We start from the raw sequence: 19,563 nt of genomic DNA, 5'->3' as shown, positions 1-19,563 counted from the left end.
CTGGCCGGTACGTCAGCAAGGACGGCCCGCGAGAAGGGGTGCACGATGGTCCAGGACATCCAGGGCGACCCGCCCTCGGACGCACGCCTGACCGAACTCCTGCGCACCCCCACCGCCACCGCCTACCCCGCCCTCCAGGAACTCCGCTCCCGCCACCACCCCGCGGTCCTCGCCTACGCCCGCCTCTGCACGGCCGGCGACGCGGCGGCCCGCCGGCTCACCGCGCAGACCTTCACCACCGCCGCCCGCGACATCGCGCACGGCGCCGAACCTGTCGTACCGCTCCGCCACCACCTGCTCCTGCTCACCGCCCGGCTGGCCGCCGACTGGGCGCACGACGGACACTCCGCCGCCCTGGACGCCACCCTCCTGCTGGTCCTGAACTCCTCCGGCGTCCCCGGCGGCCCGACCCCGCCCCTGCTCACGGCGTTCCAGTCCCTGCCGTCCCGCACCCAGGGCCTGCTCTGGTACGCCGTGCTGGACCGGGAGCCCGCCGAACGGACCGCCACGTACCTGGGCCTGACCCCCGAGGACGTCCGGTACGACACCCCGTCCGCCGTCCAGGCCCTGGCCCAGGCCTGCCTGCGCAGCCGCCTGGCCGCCTCGGACGACCCCCGCTGCGCGGACTTCCGTCGCCTGATCGAGGAGTCGGTCCGCCCGGAGAACCCCCGCCACAGCCCCGACCTGCACGCGCACATGGCCCACTGCCCGCACTGCACGGCCGCGTTCGAGGATCTCACCGCGCTCCGGGACGCCCCGCGCGAGACCCTGGCGGAGGGTCTGCTGCCGTGGGCCGGAACGGCGTACGCACACCAGGACACCCCGCCGCCCCTTCCCTCCGACCCTGCCCCGCCCCGGCAGCGCCGCCTCCGGTCCCGGCGCCTCCTCCTCACCTCCACGGCACTGGGCGTGGCCCTCGTACCGCTGCTGCTGCTCCTCCTGGCCCACCGGGACACGCACGCCCCGGACCCCGCGGCCGCGACCCCGCTGCCACCGAGCCCTCAGGTGACCGTGACGGCGACCGTGTCCTCAAGCCCGTCCGGCGCCTCGCCGACGCCTGCGCCGACGCCCACGCCCAGTGCTATGTCACATACCCCCACCCGGTCTCCGTCCCCGTCCCCGTCCCCCACCCCCGAACCACCGGGAACGGCCTACGCCCAGGTCGTGAACCTCGCCACCGCCCGCTGCCTGGACGTCCGCGACGGCGACTTCGACAACGGCACCGACGTGATCACGGCCCCCTGCTCCGGCTCCGCCACCCAGCGCTGGCGGGTCGACCCGGACCGGGGCGTCCTGCAGTCCGCCGCGGACCCCGACTTCTGCCTGGACAGCCGGGGTTCCGTCGACAAGGGCGTCGGCATCTGGAGCTGCGACTCGGTGGACGGCGACCACGGCGACAACCTCCGCTTCACCGTGACCCCCGACGGCGAGATCCGCCCCGAGACAGCCCTCGAAACAGCCCTCACCCCGACCGGCGCCGACCAGCTCTCCCTGACCCCGGTCAACGACGGCACGGGCCAGCGCTGGCGGGCGGGGGCGGGCTGAGTCAGCCGACGACCCGGACGCCCTTCCGCCACACCCCGCTGACCAGCGGCACCCCCGGCCGGTAGGCCAGATGCACATGGCTCGGAGCGTCGAGCAGGATCAGGTCGGCGCGGGCGCCGGGGCCGAGGCGGCCGATGTCGTCCCGGCGCAGGGCCGCCGCGCCGCCCGCCGTCGCCGACCAGACCGCCTCGTCCGGGGTCATGCGCATGTCCCGTACCGCCAGGGCGATGCAGAAGGGGACGGAGGACGTGAAGGAGGAGCCGGGGTTGCAGTCGGTGGAGAGGGCGACGGTCACGCCGGCGTCGAGGAGGCGGCGGGCGTCGGGCCATTCGGCGCGGGTGGAGAACTCGGCGCCGGGGAGGAGGGTGGCGACCGTGCTGCCACTCGCCAGCGCGTCGACGTCGGCGTCCGTCAGGTGGGTGCAGTGGTCGGCGCTGGCCGCGTCGAGTTCCACGGCGAGCTGGACGCCCGGGCCGTAGGAGAGCTGGTTGGCGTGGATGCGCGGGATCAGGCCCTTGGCCCTGCCCGCGGTGAGGATCGTCCGGGCCTGGTCGCCGTCGAAGGCGCCCTTCTCGCAGAAGACGTCGATCCAACGGGCGTACGGGGCGCAGGCGTCGAGCATCTCGCCGGTGACGAGGGCGACGTAGGCGGCCGGGTCGTCGGCGTGGTCCGGGGAGACGATGTGGGCGCCGAGGTAGGTGACCTCGTCGGTGTGGGCGGCGGCGATGCGCAGGGCGCGGGACTCGTCCTCGACGGTCAGTCCGTAGCCGGACTTCGTCTCGAAGGTGGTGGTGCCCTGGCGGAGGGCCTCGTCGAGGTAACGGGTGAGGTTCCGCTCCAGTTCCTCGTCCGAGGCGGCCCGGGTCGCCGCCACCGTCGTACGGATGCCGCCGGCGGTGTACGACCGGCCGGACATGCGGGCGTTGAACTCCTGGGTGCGGTCGCCCGCGAAGACCAGGTGGGAGTGGGAGTCCACGAAGCCCGGCAGCACCGCCCGGCCGCCCGCGTCGACCCGATTGTCAGTGGCGGGTGCTTTGCTGGATTCACCGGTCCACACGACACGGTCGCCGTCGATGACGACGGCCGCGTCCTGGACCAGACCGAGAGGGGAGTTGTCACCGAGGGAGGGGTCGTTGGTGACCAGCGTGGCGATGTTGGTGATGACGGTGCTGCTGCTCATGATGGCCTCGTCGGAGTCCTTGTGGGGGCTGGTCGTCAGGTGCGGAGGGCTTCGACGGCCCGTGCGAGGGCCTGAGGCACATCGGGTACGAGGGTGTGCGCCCCGTCCCGTACGACGTGCCGACCCCCGACGACCGTGTGCCGTACGTCCGCCGCGGTCGCCGCGAATACGGCCGTCTCGGCGCCCAGCCGCGGTACCGGCCCCGCGGTTCTGACGGAGTCCAGCGCGATCGTCGTCAGGTCGGCGAGCATGCCGGTCTCGATGGTGCCCGCGTCGTCCCAGCCGAGGGCGGCGTGGCCGTCGGCGGCGGCGGCGCGCAGCAGGGCGGCGGCCGTCCAGTGGCCCCGGGTGCGGGTGCGCAGCCGCTCGTTCAGCTCCATCGCGCGCGCCTCTTCGAGCAGGTCGATGACGGCATGGCTGTCGGAGCCGAGGGAGAGCGGCGAGCCCGCGCGCTGCAGGGCTACGGCCGGTCCGATGCCGTCGGCCAGGTCGCGCTCGGTGGTCGGGCACATGCAGGTGCCGGTGCCGGAGCCGCCGATCAGCGCGATGTCCTCGTCCGTGAGGTGGGTGTTGTGGACGCCCGTGGTGCGCGGGCCGAGGACGCCGTGGTCGGCGAGCAGGCGGGTGGGGGTGCGGCCGTGGGCGGCCAGGCAGGCGTCGTTCTCCGCCGTCTGCTCGGACAGGTGTACGTGCAGTGGGGCCCGCCGCTGCTCGGCCCAGCCGGCCACGGTCGCCAGCTGCCCGGCGGGCACGGCCCGTACGGAGTGGATGGCCGCCCCGATCCGTGCGTGATCCCGTTCCTTGAGAACTGAACAGCGTTCGGCCCAGGCCTCCGCGCTGCCGTCGGAGAAGCGCAGCTGGTGGGCGTTGGGCGGCTCGCCGCGGTGCTCGCTCAGGATGCCGGAGGAGAGGTAGGCGGTGTCGAGGAGGGTGATCCGGATCCCGGCGTCGGCGGCCGCCGCGATCAGCGCCTCGCCCATCGCGTTGGGGTCGGCGTACGGGGTGCCGCCGGGGGCGTGGTGGACGTAGTGGAACTCGCCGACGCAGGAGACGCCCGCCAGCGCCATCTCGGCGTACACCGCGCGGGCGAGCGCGTGGTACGTCTCCGGGGTCAGCCGGTCGGCGAAGGAGTACATCAGCTCGCGCCAGGTCCAGAAGGTCCCGGAGCCGACCTGGACGGTGCCGCGCAGGGCGCGGTGGAAGGCGTGCGAGTGGGCGTTCGCGAGACCGGGGAGGGTGAGGCCGCGCAGGATCTCGGCCCCGGGCGGCGGCGCGGGCACCTCGGTCCGCACCGCCGTGATCCGGCCGTCGGCCACCTCCACGGCGACGCCCGGCTCGACGTGCGTGTCCAGCCAGGCGTACTCCAACCAGTACGTCGTCCGTGTCGTCACGCGCAGGCCAGCCCTTCCAGTACGTCGGCGAGTGCGCTCACCCCGGCCACGCAGTCGTCCTCGGCCGCGAACTCGGCCGGGGAGTGCGAGACGCCGGTGGGGTTGCGCACGAACAGCATGGCGGTCGGGATGCTCCCCGAGAGGATCCCGGCGTCGTGTCCGGCACCGGTGCCGAGGACGGGCACGGTCAGACCGGTGTCCCGGCCGAGGATGCGGCCCAGCTCGTCCCGCAGGGCGTGGTCGAACTCGACGACCGGTGTGAAGGACTCCCGGACGACGTCGAGATCGATGCCGTGCGCCTCCGCGTACTCCCGGGCGGCCTTCTCGATGCCGCCGACGACGGTGTCGAGGGTGGCCTGGTCGGCGGCGCGGGAGTCGAGCCAGCCGCGCACCAGGGAGGGGATGGCGTTGACGCCGTTCGGCTCGACGGCGATCTTGCCGAAGGTGGCGACGGCACCGGCGAGTTCGGCCTCGCGGCGGGCGGCGAGCACGGTCTCGGCGTACGACAGCATGGGGTCGCGTCGGTCCACCAGCCGCGTCGTGCCGGCGTGGTTGGCCTCGCCCCGGAAGTCGAACCGCCAGCGGCCGTGCGGCCAGATGGCACTGGCGACGCCCACCCGGTCGCCGGACAGGTCCAGCGCCCGGCCCTGTTCGACGTGCAGTTCGACGAAGGCGCCGATGCGCGCGAGCCGCTCGGGGTCGGGCCCGATGGCGTCGGGGTCGTGGCCGGCGGCCGCCATGGCCTGCGGCAGCGTGATGCCGTCCCCGTCGGTGAGCCGGTGGGCCTGCTCGACGGTCAGGTGCCCCGCGGTCAGCCGGGACCCGACACAGGCGAGCCCGAACCGGGCGCCCTCCTCGTCGCCGAAGTTGACGATGGCGAAGGGCCGGCTGAACTCGGCTCCCCTTCCCCGGAGTTCGTCGAGCGCGGCGAAGGACGACACGACGCCGAGGGGGCCGTCGAAGGCGCCGCCGTCCGGCACGGAGTCCAGATGCGACCCGGTGACGACGGCGTCCCCGGCCGCCGGGTCCCCGAGCCAGGCCCACTGGTTCCCGTTCCGGTCGACCTCGTACGCCAGCCCGCGCGCCTCGGCCTGCTCCTGGAACCAGGCCCGGCACTCGGCATCGGCCCCGGTCCAGGCGAACCGCCGGTAGCCGCGGGACCCGGCGTGCCGCCCGACGGGAAGCAGCTCACGCCACATGGAGTGGAAGGAGGCCGCGCTCCGTACAGACTGCTCAGGCCGTACAGGCTGTGGGCAGTCGTTCCGCAGGGCGGAACGGGTGGGCACGGCCGAAGCGGCGGACGGCGACGAGACGTCAGCCCCCACCGAAGAGTCGCCGCTCGTCACGCCGACTCGCCCTCGCGCATCGGCACCCGAACCCCCCGCTCGTCGGCGACCGACTCCGCGATGTCGTACCCGGCGTCCACGTGCCGGATGACACCCATGCCGGGGTCGTTCGTCAGCACCCGGCGGATCTTCTCGCCGGCGAGCTTCGTACCGTCGGCGACGGTCACCTGCCCGGCGTGGATGGACCGGCCCATGCCGACCCCGCCGCCGTGGTGGATGGAGACCCAGGACGCTCCCGACGCCACGTTGACCATCGCGTTCAGCAGCGGCCAGTCGGCGATCGCGTCGGAGCCGTCCAGCATGGCCTCCGTCTCACGGTAGGGGGAGGCCACGGAGCCGCAGTCGAGGTGGTCGCGGCCGATCGCCAGCGGAGCGGCCAGCTCGCCGCTCGCCACCATGTCGTTGAACCGCTCGCCGGCCTTGTCCCGCTCGCCGTAGCCGAGCCAGCAGATGCGGGCGGGCAGGCCCTGGAAGTGGACGCGCTCCTCGGCCATCTTGATCCAGCGGGCGAGGGACTCGTTCTCCGGGAAGAGGTCGAGGATCGCCCGGTCGGTCTTGGCGATGTCGGCGGGGTCGCCGGACAGGGCCGCCCAGCGGAAGGGGCCCTTGCCCTCGCAGAAGAGGGGGCGGATGTAGGCGGGGACGAAGCCGGGGAAGGCGAACGCCCGCTCGTATCCGGCCAGCTGCGCCTCGCCGCGGATGGAGTTGCCGTAGTCGAAGACCTCGGCACCGGCGTCCATGAAGCCGACCATGGCCTCGACGTGCTTGGCCATCGACTCACGCGCACGGGTGGTGAACCCGGCCGGGTCCTTGGCGGCGGCGTCGGCCATGTCCTCGAAGGCGACGCCGACCGGCAGGTACGCAAGTGGGTCGTGGGCCGAGGTCTGGTCGGTGACGATGTCGATGGGGGCGTTCATGGCGAGCAGCTGCGGCACCAGGTCGGCCGCGTTGCCGAGGACGCCGATGGACAGCGGGCGGCGGGCGTCGCGGGCCTCGGTGGCCAGCTGGAGCGCGTGGTCGAGCGAGTCGGCCTTGACGTCGAGGTAGCGGTGCTCGATGCGGCGCTCGATGGCGCGCGGGTCGACGTCGATACAGATCGCAACACCGTCGTTCATGGTGACGGCGAGCGGCTGGGCGCCGCCCATGCCGCCGAGGCCGGCGGTGAGGGTGATGGTCCCGGCGAGGGTGCCGTTGAACTTCTTCGCGGCGACGGCGGCGAAGGTCTCGTAGGTGCCCTGGAGGATGCCCTGGGTGCCGATGTAGATCCAGGAGCCGGCGGTCATCTGGCCGTACATGGTCAGGCCGAGGGCCTCCAGACGGCGGAACTCCTCCCAGTTGGCCCAGTCGCCGACGAGGTTGGAGTTGGCGATGAGGACGCGCGGGGCCCACTCGTGGGTCTGCATGACGCCGACCGGGCGGCCTGACTGGACCAGCATGGTCTCGTCCTGCTTGAGGGTGCGCAGGGTGCGGACCATCGCGTCGAAGGAGCGCCAGTCGCGGGCGGCCTTGCCGGTGCCGCCGTAGACGACGAGCTTGTCGGGGTGCTCGGCGACCTCGGGGTCCAGGTTGTTCTGCAGCATCCGCAGGGCGGCTTCCTGCTGCCATCCCAGGGCGCTCAGTTCCGTACCGCGCGGTGCTCGTACGGGGCGGGGTCCTGACATGGTCTGCCTCCTAGCGGATCAGGGATCAACGGCCAGCGAAGTATTCCTGCGGTTATTCACATCCTGGCTCGCTGAATAGAACTAGTCAATACGTTGGGTCCGCCAGCGCGGCCGCGTCCCGGATGTTTCGCTGGACTTATGGGCCTTAAGGGTGCGGACGATGACATGTCGGGGGGCGTCATGGACGGATACAGGGACGGGGACGCGAGCGGATACGGGGACGGAAGCAACGACGGCGAGCGGGTCGGGCGGCGGGACGACGCCGTGCGAGCGGCGGTGGAGCAGGGGCTGCTGGGGCCGGACGCGCCGATCGTAGGCCTGCTGGACGTGCAGGGCATCCACGCGTCGGCCGTGGCGCTGCACCGGGCGTTCGAGGCGGTCGCGGCGCCCGGCACCGCGATCCTGCACGCCTTCGCGGTGAAGGCGAACCCGCTGGTCCCGGTGGTGCGGCTGCTGGCCGAGGCCGGCCTCGGCGCCGAGGTGGCCAGCGCGGGCGAGCTGGCGCTGGCGCGGGCGGCCGGGATGCCGGCGGAGCGGATCGTGTTCGACGCGCCCGCGAAGACGGCGGCGGAACTGCGCGAGGCGCTGGCGCTGGGTGTGGCCGTGAACGCGGACAACCCGCAGGAGCTCCGGCGCCTCGATGCCCTCGTGAACGCGAGCGGCGCCGTCTCCTCGGCGCTCGGGATCCGGGTGAACCCGCAGATCGGGGCCGGGTCGATCGGGGCCACCTCCACCGCGACGGCAACCTCGAAGTTCGGGGTGGGGCTGCGGGACGAGGGGGCCCGGGAGTGGGTCGTGCAGGCGTTCGCGGAGCGGCCGTGGCTGACGCGGCTGCACGCGCACATCGGGTCGCAGGGGATCCCGTTGCCGCTGCTGGTGCGAGGCGTGGCGGAGACGTACGCGCTGGCCGAGGAGATCAACGCGAGCGCCGGGCGGCAGCAGGTCGACACCCTCGACATCGGGGGCGGACTCTCGGTCAACTTCGCCTCGGAGGCGACGGAGCCGACGTACGCGCAGTACGCGCGGCTGCTGGCGGAGGCGGTGCCGGGGCTGTTCGACGGGCGGTACGGGCTGGTGACGGAGTTCGGGCGGTCGCTGCTGGCCCGGCACGGCACGGTGGTGGCCCGGGTGGAGTACGCGAAGAGCTCCGGCGGGCGGCGGATCGCGGTGACGCACGCGGGGGTGCAGGTGGCGCCGCGGACGGTGTACGTGCCGGGGGCGTGGCCGCTCAGGATCGCCGCGTACGACGCGAAGGGGCGGCCCAAGCAAGGGGTCCCGGTGGTGCAGGACGTGGCGGGGCCGGCCTGTTTCGCGGGCGACCTGCTCGCCGAGGGGCGCGAGCTGCCCCCGCTGGAGCAGGGGGACCTGGCGGCGGCGCTGGACACCGGGGCGTACTACTTCGGCAGCCACTACTCCTACAACTCCCTTGCCCGGCCCGGGGTTTACGGCTTCGCTCCGGACGGCGGCGGGGGCGTGGCGTTCGCCGTCGTACGGGAGCCGCAGACGGTCGCAGAGGTCGTGGCCGAATCCGGAGGGGCGCACGCGGACGCGCTCACCACCCTGCGTGCAACCGGAAGCCGTTGAGACACCCCGGACAACAGAGATCAACTGGTGTGAAAAGCAGGCCAGTTGACCAACACTAGTCTGCCGGGCGCATGTTCCACTGGAAAATGCCAAACGACTCACCCCTCGCCGCGCACGTTGCGTAGTGTCTGCGTCACTCAACCGGAGATTCGCGCGGCGGGAGGGGAGCCACGGTGCCCGGAATCGACGAGTGCTTACTGGAAGCGATGCGGCTGCCCGGGGCCCGGGGCGCCGCATTGGTCGACTGGACCAGCGGGCTGGCCCTCGGCACGGTCGGGGACGCACCCGGCGGTGACCACGAGACCACCGCCGCGGAGGCCGCCGAGCTGGCCCGGCTGGCCGCCGAGCACGGGGCGTTCAGCACGGAGGACGACGCCGATCTGAGCCCTCCGGTGGAGGACGTGATCGTCAGCAACCGGGACAGCTACCACCTGCTGCGGTTCGTGGTCACGTCCTTCGACGCCACCGTGTTCCTGCATCTGTGGCTGACCCGCGAGGACGGCAATCTAGCCCTCGCCCGGATCCGGCTCGGCGAGATGGCCGAGCGGCTGGTGCTGGGATGACCGTGGTCGAAACGCCGCCGCCGCTGCCGGTCCGGGACCGTGCGGCCCTGCACGAGAGAGTGCCCGGGGCGCTGTCACCGATGCTGATACGCCTCGCCGAGGAGCGGGCCACGGGTGTCCTGGTCCGCGAGCACGGCACCCTGCACCTGGCCGAGGGCCGCGTGGTGCACGCCGAGAGCCCGCTCGCCCCAGGCCTCGACGTGCTCCTCACGGCCCACGGCACGCTCGACGCGGCGGCCTGGCCCTGGACCGACGACATACCCGCGGCCGTCCACCGGCTGCTCGCCGCCGACCTGCTCCCGCGAGGCGCCCTGGAGCTGTGCCGGCTCGGCGCCCTGTACGACGCCGGGTACTTCGCGCTGGCGCCGAGCAGCACCCCGGGCCGGTTCCGCTACGGCACCACGGCCGCCGCCGGCCCGCTGCGCGCCGTGCCCGTCACGGACCTGGAGCGCGAGACCCTGCGCCGCCGCGAGCTGCTGCACCGCCTCTGGCCCGACCCGTCGGCGGACGTCGCCCCGCTGATCCGCGCCGACCCGGTCGCGCCGCCGCCGGTCACCCCCCGGCAGCGGGCGGTCCTGGACCGGGTGGACGGTGTCCGCACCGCCACCCGGATCGCCCGGGAGCTGGGCCGGCCGGCCTTCCACACGCTGGTGGACATACGGCGGCTGGCGGCGGCCGGACTCCTCGCCCCGAGGAACACCGCGCCCGCCCCACCCCCGCTTCCCCCGGTCACCGACCCCGACATCGCGCTGCTGAAGAGGCTCAGGGATGCGCTGGAGGCCCTTTGAACGGCACCGCCCCGCCGAGAGGAGACAGCTGATGGCGGCAGAACCCGGCAGCTCCGACAGAGAGGCCGTCCTCGACGAACTGCGCCGGTTACGCACCCGGATGCCCCAGCTCACCGGGGCCCTGGCGGCCGGTGTCGACGGCCTGGTCGTCGCCCACGACTGCCCGGGGGTCGATCCGGAGGGGCTCGCCGCGCTCACCGCGGCCGAGCTCGGCGTCGCCGTCCGGGTCTCCGACGCCACCGGCAAGGGCGAGCTCAAGGAGCTGCTGGTGCGCGGCGAGGACGGCTATGTCGCCACCTATGCCGCCGGTCACAGCGCTGTCCTCACCCTGCTCGCCGAGGACCGGGTGAACGTCGGCCGGCTCCACCTGGAGGGCCGCCGGGCCGCCGCCCGGATCGGCGAGGTGGTCGACGCCGCCGAGGCCGCCGCCAAGGCGCTGCGCCCGGCCCGCAGCGCAGCCACACGGACCAGAACCACGCGCACGCCACGCACCAGCACCACCACCGACGCGCGCACCGCAACCGACAGTTGAAAGGAACCAGAAAGTCATGGCCAACACCGAAACCGCCCTGAAAGAGTGCCTCACCTCCATCGAGGGCGCGACCGGCGTCGCGCTCGTCGACTACACCAGCGGGATGGCGCTGGGCACGATGGGCGGCAGCAAGACCTTCGACCTGAACGTGGCCGCGGCCGGGAACACCGACGTGATCCGCGCCAAGATGCGCACCATGGAGCACCTCGGCCTCAAGGGCGACATCGAGGACATCCTGATCACGCTCTCCAACCAGTACCACCTGATCCGGCTGCTCAAGGGCCGGGGCGGCAACGGCCTCTTCCTCTACCTGGTGCTCGACCAGGCCCGCGCCAACCTGGCGATGGCCCGGCACCAGCTGAAGAAGATCGAGGAGGACCTGGAGGTCTGACCGGACCTCAGACCAGCGCCGCGGTGCGGCGGCGTGCTCCGCCAGGGGCCGCGTCGCCCGCCGCGATGCCGGTACCGCGGTACGCCCTGACGTCCTTGCCTGCCGGGCGGCCGCCGCGCTTGTCGAGCCAGTCGACGCGCAGCCACAGCAGCTGTTCGCCGGCCTTCTCCCGGCGGCCCAGCCAGGCCGCCTTCAGGCGCAGCCCGGTACCGGTCCCGGCGAGCAGCATGCCGCCCGCCGCGGGCATCGCGAAGGCGGAGCCGAGTGCCACGACGAAGGCCAGCAGCAGCCACCAGCGGTGCCCCCGGCGCCAGTTCCGCACGGTGACCGCACGGTCCTGGAGGACGTCGTGCTTGCCGGCCCGGGCGGCACCGCGCACCAGCGCGGTGTACCGCTTGCGCCGGGTGAGCGCCACGACGGCGGCGCCGATGACGAACAGCGCGGCCCCGGCCAGCACCCCGATCCGCCGTCCGGTGATCCCCGGGGGCAGTACCCCGACGCCGGCGGCGAACACCCCGGACCACCACAGCGGAGCGGCCCCGGCCCGTACGACCACGGCCACCCGGGCCAGGCCCTGTCCGCCTCGTCCCTCTCGTCCCGCACGCGCCATGTCCGCAGCCTCCTCGCCGGTCCCGGTCCGGTCCGTATGGCGGGACGCTAACCAGCGAACGTGAGACGAGCCTTAAAGAACCATGTGGTGAAGGCTCACTCCACGAACAGCCCCCGCGCCGCCGCCCGGGTGTCGAACTCCTCCAGGCGGGCCTGCGCGTCCGGCAGGTCGTCGCACATCGCCTCCAGGAGCACCCGGCCGAGGAGCATCGGCGCACAGGCCGTGTCGAAGGCGAGCCCGGTGCCGACGGCGGCCGGCAGCAGCAGGTCGGAGACCTTGGCGACGGGCGCGAAGGCGGAGTCGGCGACGGTGACCACGGTCAGCCCGGCCTCCTTGGCATAGCCGAGGGTGTCCACGACCTCGCGGGGATGCCGGGGCAGCGCGAAGCACAGCAGCGCCGAGGCACCGGCGAGGACGGCCGCGTCGATGCGGTCGTGGATCATCGTGCCGCCCTCGTTGAGCAGCCGGACGTCCGGGTGGACCTTGGCCGCGAAGTAGGCGAAGCCGTACGCCTGCGAGGCGGCCGCGCGCAGCCCGAGCACCGGCAGCGGCCGGGACGCGGCCAGCAGCCGCCCCGCCTGCTGCACCGGGCGCGGGTCGGCGAGCACCTCGGCGAGGTGCCGGAGGTTCTCGATCTCGGCCTCGACGGCCTGCTGGTACTCGTTGTACGAACCGGAGCCGGCCGCCTGCTCGGGGGGCACGACCTCGCGCAGGTGCCTGCGCAGCGCCGGGTAGCCGTCGAAGCCGAGGGCGACCGCGAAGCGGGTGACGGAGGGCTGGCTGACCCCGGCCAGTTCGGCCAGCTCCACGCTGGACAGGAAGGGCACGTCGGCGGCGCGCCGCACCATGCTGTGCGCGATGCGCCGCTGGGTCGGCGTGAGCCGGTGCCCCTCGAAGAGCGCCTGCAAGCGAGTCGCAGGGCTGTCGGTCACGTTCATGACGTGCTCCCCCTCCAGATGTCCGTGAACCGGTCGAGCAGCCCGGCCGCCTCCGTCACGTCGTCCGTCAGCGGCCGGTCGGCCACCTCCGCGTCGAGCACCGCCTCGGCGAGCTCCAGCGCCCTGCCCGCCCCGAGCCCGGGTTCGGGCCTCAGGTCGCGCTGGCGCAGCGCCCGTACGGCGGCGACGAGTTCGCAGCCGACCACCAGACGGTACGCACGGCAGGCGCGCAGCGTTTGACGGGCGGCGAGCGAGGCGAAACTGGCCTGCTCCTCGACGCCTCGGGAGAGTACAGCGTGCCCGAGGGAGGCGGGCGCGGAGAAGGCGCGCAGGTCGCCGAGGGCGGCGCCGGCGGCGTACTCCAGGATCATCACGCCGGAGGAGGCGGGCTCCTGGTCGGCGAGGAAGGGGCGCAGGCGGGTGAAGGCGGGCTCGTTCAGGGAGGAGAGGCGGGAGGTGGACAGCCGGGCGACCTGGGTGACAGCGAGCCGGAAGTGGTCCAGGGCGAGGGCGAGTTGGGCCTGGTAGAAGCCGCCGTGATGGTAGGCGGCCAGGTCCTCGACGGAGATCAGGGGGTTCTCGGCGGCCGCGTTGATCTCGATCGCCAGCACCCCCTCCAAGGCGTCGGCCGCGTCATGGGCCGGGCCGTGGATCTGGGGCAGGCAGCGGAAGCCGTAGGGGTCCTGGATCCGGCCGAGCGGCGGGGTCGGCCGGTCGGCGGCGCCGATCAGCTCCCGCATCCGGCGGGCGACCTCGACGCTGCCGCGGTGCGGGCGGGCCGCGTGCACGGGCGCCGCGAACGCCTCGTGGGAGCCGTCGACGGCCAGCAGTGACAGGGCCGCCACCACCTGGGTGGCCTCGATCAGTCCGCGCAGCTCGTGCAGGGCGAGCGCCGACTGGCCGAGGGTGAGGGCGTTGCTGCTGATCAGGGCGAGGGCGTCGTTGTTGTCCAGCGGCTGGGACTCCGGTGCCCCGGAGCCTCGCCAGGGGTGCTCCCCCACCAGGGCGAGGCCCACCTGGGCGAGGGCCGCGATGTCCCCGGTGCCGACCGAGCCGAACTCGTTGACGGCCGGGTACGCGCCGGACTCCAGCGCCTCGCACAGAGCGGTGACCACACTCGGCCGCAGCCCCGCGCCGCCCGCCAGCAGCTGGTTGGCCCGGACCGCGAGCATCGCGCGGACCTGCCGGGCGGGGAGTTCGTCGCCGATCGCGCCGGCGTGGCTGCGCAGCAGCCGCAGTCCGTGGCCGGCGGCGGCCTCGGTGGGCACGTCCTCGTTCCGGTTGGCGCCGACGCCGGTGGAGCGGCCGTAGACGCGGCCGGTCGCGGCGATCTGCCGGGCGGCGTTCCAGGACTCCTCCGCGCGGCGCATCGCCTCGGTGCCCGGTACCGGGCGGGCGGTGCCGTCGGCGAGGCGTACGACGTCCTCGACATCCATGCCGATGCCGTCGAGGACCACCAGGCCGGAATGCGTTGTTCCGGGAGCGTCCACGATACGAGACGACATCACGCCCAAACTCCCCTCAATCCGGACACCCGATCTTGCGTTGCGGTCATCCGTTACCTCGGATTAACGCGAGACCGTTGACAACCTATTCACCTAACGAGAACTCTGCATGACGTTATACAGCCGGGCAAGGGACATCTCATGATCCAGTTCGACGCGGTCCACAAGCGCTTCCCCAACGGCACGACAGCAGTAAACGATCTCTCCCTGGAGATGCCGGAGGGCGGGGTCACCGTCCTGGTCGGCTCCTCCGGGTGCGGCAAGACCACCACCCTCAGGATGATCAACCGGATGGTCGAGCCGACCTCCGGCACGATCAAGGTGAACGGCAAGGACGTCACCCAGCAGGACGCCGCCGAACTGCGCCGGTCCATCGGATACGTCATCCAGCAGGCCGGCCTCTTCCCGCACCGCACGGTGCTGGACAACATCGCCACCGTCCCGCTGCTGCTCGGCTGGAACCGGAAGAAGGCCCGCGCCCGCGCCGCCGAACTCCTGGAGACCGTCGGTCTCGCCGCCGACGCCGGCAAGCGGTACCCGCACCAGCTCTCCGGAGGACAGCAGCAGCGCGTCGGCGTGGCCCGCGCGCTCGCCGCCGACCCGCCGGTGCTGCTGATGGACGAGCCGTTCGGCGCCGTCGACCCGGTGGTCCGCACCCAGCTCCAGGACGAACTGCTCCGACTCCAGAAGGAGTTGAACAAGACCATCGTCTTCGTCACGCACGACGTCGACGAGGCCGTCCGGCTCGGCGACCGGATCGCGATCTTCCGCACCGGCGGCCACCTCGTCCAGTGCGCCCCGCCCGCCGAGCTCCTGGCCCGGCCCGCGGACGACTTCGTGGCCGACTTCCTCGGCGCGGAACGGGGACTGAAGCTGCTCTCCCTGCAGACCCTCGCCGCCGTCCCGCAGGGCCCGGCACCCCGAAGCGGCGACTGGACCCTCGCCCTCGACGCGGCGGGCAAGCCCCTGCACTGGGCCTCGAAGGACGCCGAACTCCCCGTACGGCCGCTCAAGGACAGCGACTCGCTGCTCGCGGCGCTGAACGAGTCGATCGCCTCCCCGGCCGGGCTGGTCGCCCGGGTCGACGCGGACGGCGTCCTCACCGGTGTCTCGTCCCGCGACGACATCCACGTCCACGCCGGTCAGGCGCACAGCACCGCCCGGGAGGTGGCGGCATGACCGTCGACTGGTCGTGGATCGGCGACCACACCGACGACCTCACCAGCCTCACCCTCTCCCATCTCCAGGCCGCGATGACCGCCGTCTTCTTCGGCCTGCTGATCTCGCTGCCGCTCGCGGTGGTCGCGCACCGGGTCCGCCCGCTGCGCGGCTTCCTGCTCGGCCTCTCCAACGTGCTCTTCACGATCCCGTCGATCGCGATCTTCGTGCTGCTGCTCCCGGTCAGCGGTCTGACCCGCACCACGACCGTCATCGGCCTGACCGTCTACACGCTGGTCGTGCTGCTCAGGAACACGGTCGAGGGGCTGGACTCGGTCCCCGCGAAGACCAAGGAGGCGGCGAAGGCGATGGGTACCCGCCCGCTGCGCACGCTCCTCACCGTCGAACTCCCGCTGGCCCTCCCCGTGATCATGGCGGGCGTCCGTATCGCCACCGTCATGTCGATCTCACTGGTCTCGGTCGCCACCTACATCGGCGACGGCGGCCTCGGCCAGCTCTTCACCGACGGCTTCCAGCGCGACTTCCCGACCCCGGTGATCGTGGGCGTGGTCCTCACGATCCTGCTCGCGGTGGTCGCGGACGCCCTGCTGGTGGCCCTCCAGTACGTACTGACCCCGTGGCGGCGGAGGCGAGCCTGACATGTTCGAACTCTTCAAGAACCTCGGCACCTGGCTGACCAGCGGCTCCCAGTGGGCCGGGCAGGACGGCATCGCCCACCGGCTCGGCGAGCACCTCCAGTACTCGCTCCTCGCCACCCTCATCGCCGCCGCGATCGGCCTCCCGCTGGGCCTGCTGATCGGGCACACCGGCAAGGGCGCGTTCGTCGCCATCAACCTGGCGTCCTTCGGCCGCGCGCTGCCGACCGTCGGCCTGGTGGTGCTGGTCTTCCTGGCCGGCGGCCTGTCGATGCTGCCGGTGTACGTGGCGCTGGTCGCCCTCGCCGTCCCGGCGATCGTCACCAACACCTACGCGGGCATGACCGCCGTCGACCCGGACGTGAAGGACGCGGCCCGCGGCCAGGGCATGCGCGGCCACCAGGTCCTCTTCCAGGTCGAACTGCCGCTCGCCCTCCCCCTGATCATGACGGGGCTGCGCCTCGCGCTCATCCAGGTCGTGGCCACGGCCACCATCGCCGCGTACGTCTCCTTCGGCGGCCTCGGCCGCTACGTCTTCGACGGACTCGCCCAGCGCGACCTCGTCCAGGTGCTCGGCGGCGCGGTCCTTGTCGCGGTCGTCGCCGTCGTCCTCGACCTGCTGCTGAGCACCCTCCAGCGCTTCCTCTTCCGCCACCGCACTGCCTAGGGAACCCGAAGATGAACCGTCGCACCCTCCTCGGTGGCCTGCTCGCCGCCGGATCCGTCCCCGCCCTCGCCGCCTGCTCCGGCGGCATCACCTCCCTGGACGAGAGCAGCGGCTCGACCGCCGGCGGCGGCTCCAGCAAGGGCGGGATCACCATCGGCACCGCCAACTTCACCGAGAACCAGGTGCTCGGCTACCTCTACGCGGCCGTGCTCCAGAAGGCCGGCGTCAAGGTGAAGGTCCGCCCCAACCTCGGCACCCGCGAGATCGTGATCCCCGCGCTCAAGGCCGGCGACATCGACCTGCTGCCCGAGTACCAGGGCGCCCTCCTCAACTACCTCGCCCCCAAGGACGCCTCGGCCGAGCCGGGCACCATGCAGAACGCGCTCACCCTGGCGCTGCCGGCCGGCCTCCAGGTGCTGCCGTACGGGCAGGCCGCCGACTCCGACTGCTTCGTCGTCACCCGGGCGACCGCGCAGAAGTACGGCCTGACCTCCCTCGCCGACCTGGCCAAGCAGAACGGCAAGCTGGTCATCGGGGCCGCGCCCGAGGTGAAGAAGCGCCGGGTGGGCGCCGTCGGCCTCCAGGAGGTGTACGGGGTCGAGTTCAAGGAGTTCAAGTCGCTCGACTCGGATGGGCCGCTGGTCAAGGGCGCGCTGAAGAAGGGCGACGTGGACGTGGCGAACCTGTTCACCACCGACACCGACATCGCGGCGAACGGCTGGGTGGTGCTGACCGACCCCAAGAACCTGATCCCCAGCCAGCACATCGTCCCGCTGATCGCCGACCGCAAGGCCGACGACACCGTCCGCAAGGCCCTCGCCCGGCTGGGCAACGTCCTCACCACCGACCAGCTCACCCAGCTCAACAGCCAGGTGGACAACGACAAGAAGGACCCGGAGGACGTGGCGGCCGCCTACGCGAAGCAGCACGGGCTGGCCTGACCACGCCGCCCGCCGCCAGCCGGTCGGCCACCGCATCGGTATCGGTATCGGTATCGGTATCGCACGGGCGATGATCAGGCCAAGAGCCGTTAAACCGACACCGAGAGTAACGTTTCCGCCGCGTACAGTGATGAGAACCATCAGCGCCAGCACCTGAGGAAGCGTCATGGCCTCGAACCCCAGGGCCCTTCCGACGGCCACCGCCGTCGGCGCGCCGGCCGTCGCCCTCTCGTCGGCGGCCGTCGGGCCCGCCTCGGCGAGCGCCGCCCTCGACGAACTGCTCCAGGGCAACCGGCGGTACGCCACCGGCCACGCCCGCCGGAGCCGGGCGGCCACCGCACCGCGCCCGTTCGCGGTGGTGCTCGGCTGCGTCGACTCCGAAGCCGCCCCGGAACTGGTCTTCGACCAGGGTCTCGGCGACCTGCTGAGCATAAGGACGGCCGGGCAGGTGCTGGACGAGGCGGTGCTCGGTTCGCTCCAGTACGGCGTGCAGGAACTGCGCGTCCCGCTGGTCGTGGTGCTGGGCCACGAGGGGTGCGGAGCCGTCGCCGCCACCCTCGCCCGGCTGCGCACCGGCGCGCCCGTCCCCGCTCACCTGGAACTCCTCGCCAGGGAGATCGCACCGGCCGCCCTGCGCACCAGGGCGCTGCCCGGCGACTGGGCCGAACACACCATGCGGGCCCAGACGGTGTGGGCAAGGGACGCGATCCGCGCGGACCCCGGGTTCGCGGGGGCGTCGGTGGTCGCGGCCCGGTTCGACGCCGGCAGCGGGCTGGTGTCGCTGCTGCCCTGAGGGCGGACCCCCCGCCGGATGCGGGGGATTGCCCCAGTGCGGCGGGCAGGCGCGGCCCCTACGGTGGACGCCATGACGGACGTTCACGACACCGACCTGAAGAAGGATCTCGCCGCCACCCTGCACGCCCGCAGGGATCTGGGGCCGGACTACGAGTCGGAACTGGTCGACTCCTTCCTGGAGAAGATCGACCAGCGCATCGACACCGCGGTGGAGCGCCGGCTGCGCCGGGGCCTGGCCGAGCAGCAGATGCAGGCGGCCCGTGGGGCGCGCAGGCCGAAGGGCACCGACTCCTGGGGCGAGCGCTTCGGCTTCGGCATCGTCTCGCTGGTGCTGGCGATCCCGCTCTCGGCGATCAGCGGCGCGTTCGGCGGCGTGACGGGCGTCATCGTCACCTGGATCGGCATCGTCGGCGTCAACACGACCCAGGCGGTCCGCCTCAACCCCGGCCTGTTCCAGCGGGGCGACCGCGGCCACGAGGACTGACCCCAGAGCCGGACCGGGCCGGGTCACACCTGCCGGGTCGGCTGGACGACGACCTGCCGCAGGTTGACGTTCCGGGGGCGGCTGACCACGTACCCGACCAGGTCGGCGAGGTCCTCTGCGGCCAGTGCGCCCATTCCGTCGAACATGCCCGCCACCTGCTCGCGCAGTTCCTCGCCGTCGATGTGGGTGCCGAGTTCGGTGTCCGTCAGCCCCGGCTCGACGTTGGTGACCCGCACGTCACGCGGCCCGAACTCGGCGCGCAGGGACTGCGAGAGGAAGGTGACGGCGGCCTTGGTGGCGCCGTACACCGCGAAGGTCGGGAAGACGACGTGCGCGCCGATGGACGACACGTTGACGAGGTCGGCGGTACGGCCCTCGGCCGCGGCCGCCACCAGGTCCCCGGTGAAGGCCCGCAGCACCCGCAGCACACCGGTCACGTTGGTGTCGAGCATGCGCTGCCACTCGTCGATACGGCCGTCGTCGACGGGGTTGGGCAGCATGACGCCGGCGTTGTTGACGACGAGGTCGACGCTCCCGTAGGCCGCGTGCACGGCGTCGGCCGCCGCCTGGACGGACGCGTCGTCGGTGACGTCGGCGACCACGGCGAGGGCCTCCCCGCCGTTCGCCCGGATCTTGGCCACCACCGTCTCCAGCCGGTCCGCGCGCCGGGCGAGCAGCGCCACCCGGGCGCCCGACTCCGCGAGCCGCAGGGCGACGGCCGCCCCGATCCCGCTGGCGGCGCCGGTGACGACGGCGGTACGGCCGGACAGGTTGTCGTACGACATGAGGTACTCCCTGGTGAGTGCCGCCGGGCCTGCCCCGGTGGCG

General features: G+C 72.9%; 20 protein-coding genes. 12 read left to right on the top strand and 8 right to left on the bottom strand.

What is annotated here, in order from left to right:
• Positions 1-45 precede the first annotated feature (45 nt).
• Positions 46-1,545, top strand: coding sequence for an RICIN domain-containing protein (locus ACFWPQ_RS29465; protein ID WP_384041141.1), 1,500 nt, complete (start codon positions 46-48; stop codon positions 1,543-1,545).
• A gap of 1 nt (position 1,546) precedes the next feature.
• Here the strand turns inward: ACFWPQ_RS29465 and hutI are convergent, their stop codons facing one another.
• From hutI to hutU, 4 genes are all read right to left on the bottom strand, one after another.
• Positions 1,547-2,725: an imidazolonepropionase gene (gene hutI, locus ACFWPQ_RS29460; protein WP_384041137.1), complete on the bottom strand. Its 1,179-nt coding sequence runs from the start codon at positions 2,723-2,725 to the stop codon at positions 1,547-1,549.
• A gap of 35 nt (positions 2,726-2,760) precedes the next feature.
• The gene (locus ACFWPQ_RS29455; RefSeq protein ID WP_384041264.1) at positions 2,761-4,122 is read right to left on the bottom strand and encodes a formimidoylglutamate deiminase; all 1,362 of its coding nucleotides are present in this window, start codon (positions 4,120-4,122) and stop codon (positions 2,761-2,763) included.
• Complete coding sequence (locus ACFWPQ_RS29450; protein WP_384041134.1) at positions 4,113-5,315, bottom strand: allantoate amidohydrolase; 1,203 nt, start codon at positions 5,313-5,315, stop codon at positions 4,113-4,115. Before ACFWPQ_RS29450 ends, ACFWPQ_RS29455 begins: the two co-directional genes overlap by 10 nt.
• 143 nt (positions 5,316-5,458) lie before the next feature.
• Entirely contained in the window at positions 5,459-7,123 is a 1,665-nt protein-coding gene (hutU, locus tag ACFWPQ_RS29445) for a urocanate hydratase (protein ID WP_384041131.1), read from the bottom strand.
• A gap of 180 nt (positions 7,124-7,303) precedes the next feature.
• Between hutU and ACFWPQ_RS29440 the strand changes: the two genes are divergently transcribed.
• The 5 genes from ACFWPQ_RS29440 to ACFWPQ_RS29420 all read left to right on the top strand — a co-directional run bounded on the left by ACFWPQ_RS29440 (position 7,304) and on the right by ACFWPQ_RS29420 (position 10,981).
• Positions 7,304-8,707 carry a diaminopimelate decarboxylase gene (locus ACFWPQ_RS29440; protein WP_384041127.1) on the top strand — a complete coding sequence of 468 codons (1,404 nt, stop codon included), beginning with the start codon at positions 7,304-7,306 and terminating at the stop codon, positions 8,705-8,707.
• 173 nt (positions 8,708-8,880) lie between these two features.
• A complete protein-coding gene (locus tag ACFWPQ_RS29435; RefSeq protein WP_384041124.1) occupies positions 8,881-9,270 on the top strand; it encodes a hypothetical protein in 390 nt (129 codons plus the stop codon).
• A complete protein-coding gene (locus ACFWPQ_RS29430; protein ID WP_384041123.1) occupies positions 9,267-10,058 on the top strand; it encodes a transcriptional regulator in 792 nt (263 codons plus the stop codon). Before ACFWPQ_RS29435 ends, ACFWPQ_RS29430 begins: the two co-directional genes overlap by 4 nt.
• Positions 10,059-10,089: 31 nt before the next feature.
• Positions 10,090-10,590: a roadblock/LC7 domain-containing protein gene (locus ACFWPQ_RS29425; protein WP_384041120.1), complete on the top strand. Its 501-nt coding sequence runs from the start codon at positions 10,090-10,092 to the stop codon at positions 10,588-10,590.
• 16 nt (positions 10,591-10,606) lie between these two features.
• Entirely contained in the window at positions 10,607-10,981 is a 375-nt protein-coding gene (locus tag ACFWPQ_RS29420; protein WP_361286890.1) for a hypothetical protein, read from the top strand.
• 7 nt (positions 10,982-10,988) lie between these two features.
• On the opposite strand, the gene ACFWPQ_RS29415 is transcribed toward ACFWPQ_RS29420, so the two are convergent.
• The 3 genes from ACFWPQ_RS29415 to ACFWPQ_RS29405 form a co-directional block, all read right to left on the bottom strand.
• Positions 10,989-11,591 carry a hypothetical protein gene (locus ACFWPQ_RS29415; protein ID WP_384041116.1) on the bottom strand — a complete coding sequence of 201 codons (603 nt, stop codon included), beginning with the start codon at positions 11,589-11,591 and terminating at the stop codon, positions 10,989-10,991.
• 95 nt (positions 11,592-11,686) lie between these two features.
• Positions 11,687-12,529 carry a MurR/RpiR family transcriptional regulator gene (locus tag ACFWPQ_RS29410; protein WP_384041113.1) on the bottom strand — a complete coding sequence of 281 codons (843 nt, stop codon included), beginning with the start codon at positions 12,527-12,529 and terminating at the stop codon, positions 11,687-11,689.
• On the bottom strand, positions 12,526-14,034 hold the full coding sequence (locus ACFWPQ_RS29405) for an aromatic amino acid ammonia-lyase (protein ID WP_384041110.1): 1,509 nt from the start codon (positions 14,032-14,034) through the stop codon (positions 12,526-12,528). The genes ACFWPQ_RS29410 and ACFWPQ_RS29405 overlap by 4 nt, the downstream gene beginning before the upstream one ends.
• A gap of 141 nt (positions 14,035-14,175) precedes the next feature.
• On the opposite strand from ACFWPQ_RS29405, the gene ACFWPQ_RS29400 reads away from it, so the two are divergent.
• The 6 genes from ACFWPQ_RS29400 to ACFWPQ_RS29375 all read left to right on the top strand — a co-directional run bounded on the left by ACFWPQ_RS29400 (position 14,176) and on the right by ACFWPQ_RS29375 (position 18,735).
• Complete coding sequence (locus ACFWPQ_RS29400) at positions 14,176-15,213, top strand: ABC transporter ATP-binding protein (protein WP_384041107.1); 1,038 nt, start codon at positions 14,176-14,178, stop codon at positions 15,211-15,213.
• Positions 15,210-15,851, top strand: coding sequence for an ABC transporter permease (locus tag ACFWPQ_RS29395; protein WP_365707663.1), 642 nt, complete (start codon positions 15,210-15,212; stop codon positions 15,849-15,851). The genes ACFWPQ_RS29400 and ACFWPQ_RS29395 overlap by 4 nt, the downstream gene beginning before the upstream one ends.
• A gap of 1 nt (position 15,852) precedes the next feature.
• The gene (locus ACFWPQ_RS29390) at positions 15,853-16,515 is read left to right on the top strand and encodes an ABC transporter permease (protein ID WP_384041104.1); all 663 of its coding nucleotides are present in this window, start codon (positions 15,853-15,855) and stop codon (positions 16,513-16,515) included.
• 11 nt (positions 16,516-16,526) lie between these two features.
• Positions 16,527-17,456, top strand: coding sequence for an ABC transporter substrate-binding protein (locus tag ACFWPQ_RS29385; protein WP_384041101.1), 930 nt, complete (start codon positions 16,527-16,529; stop codon positions 17,454-17,456).
• A 166-nt stretch (positions 17,457-17,622) separates the two neighbouring features.
• Positions 17,623-18,249, top strand: a complete 627-nt coding sequence (locus ACFWPQ_RS29380) for a carbonic anhydrase (RefSeq protein WP_384041098.1) — start codon at positions 17,623-17,625, stop codon at positions 18,247-18,249.
• 72 nt (positions 18,250-18,321) lie between these two features.
• The gene (locus ACFWPQ_RS29375) at positions 18,322-18,735 is read left to right on the top strand and encodes a hypothetical protein (RefSeq protein ID WP_384041095.1); all 414 of its coding nucleotides are present in this window, start codon (positions 18,322-18,324) and stop codon (positions 18,733-18,735) included.
• Positions 18,736-18,758: 23 nt separating this feature from the next.
• On the opposite strand, the gene ACFWPQ_RS29370 is transcribed toward ACFWPQ_RS29375, so the two are convergent.
• A complete protein-coding gene (locus ACFWPQ_RS29370) occupies positions 18,759-19,520 on the bottom strand; it encodes an SDR family oxidoreductase (RefSeq protein WP_384041092.1) in 762 nt (253 codons plus the stop codon).
• Positions 19,521-19,563: the final 43 nt, after the last annotated feature.

The organism is Streptomyces sp. NPDC058464, assembly GCF_042721035.1.
In the GTDB taxonomy this organism is placed as follows: domain Bacteria; phylum Actinomycetota; class Actinomycetes; order Streptomycetales; family Streptomycetaceae; genus Streptomyces.
Note: the sequence above shows the minus strand (reverse complement) of the source record. Positions and strands in the feature narration are given on the sequence as shown.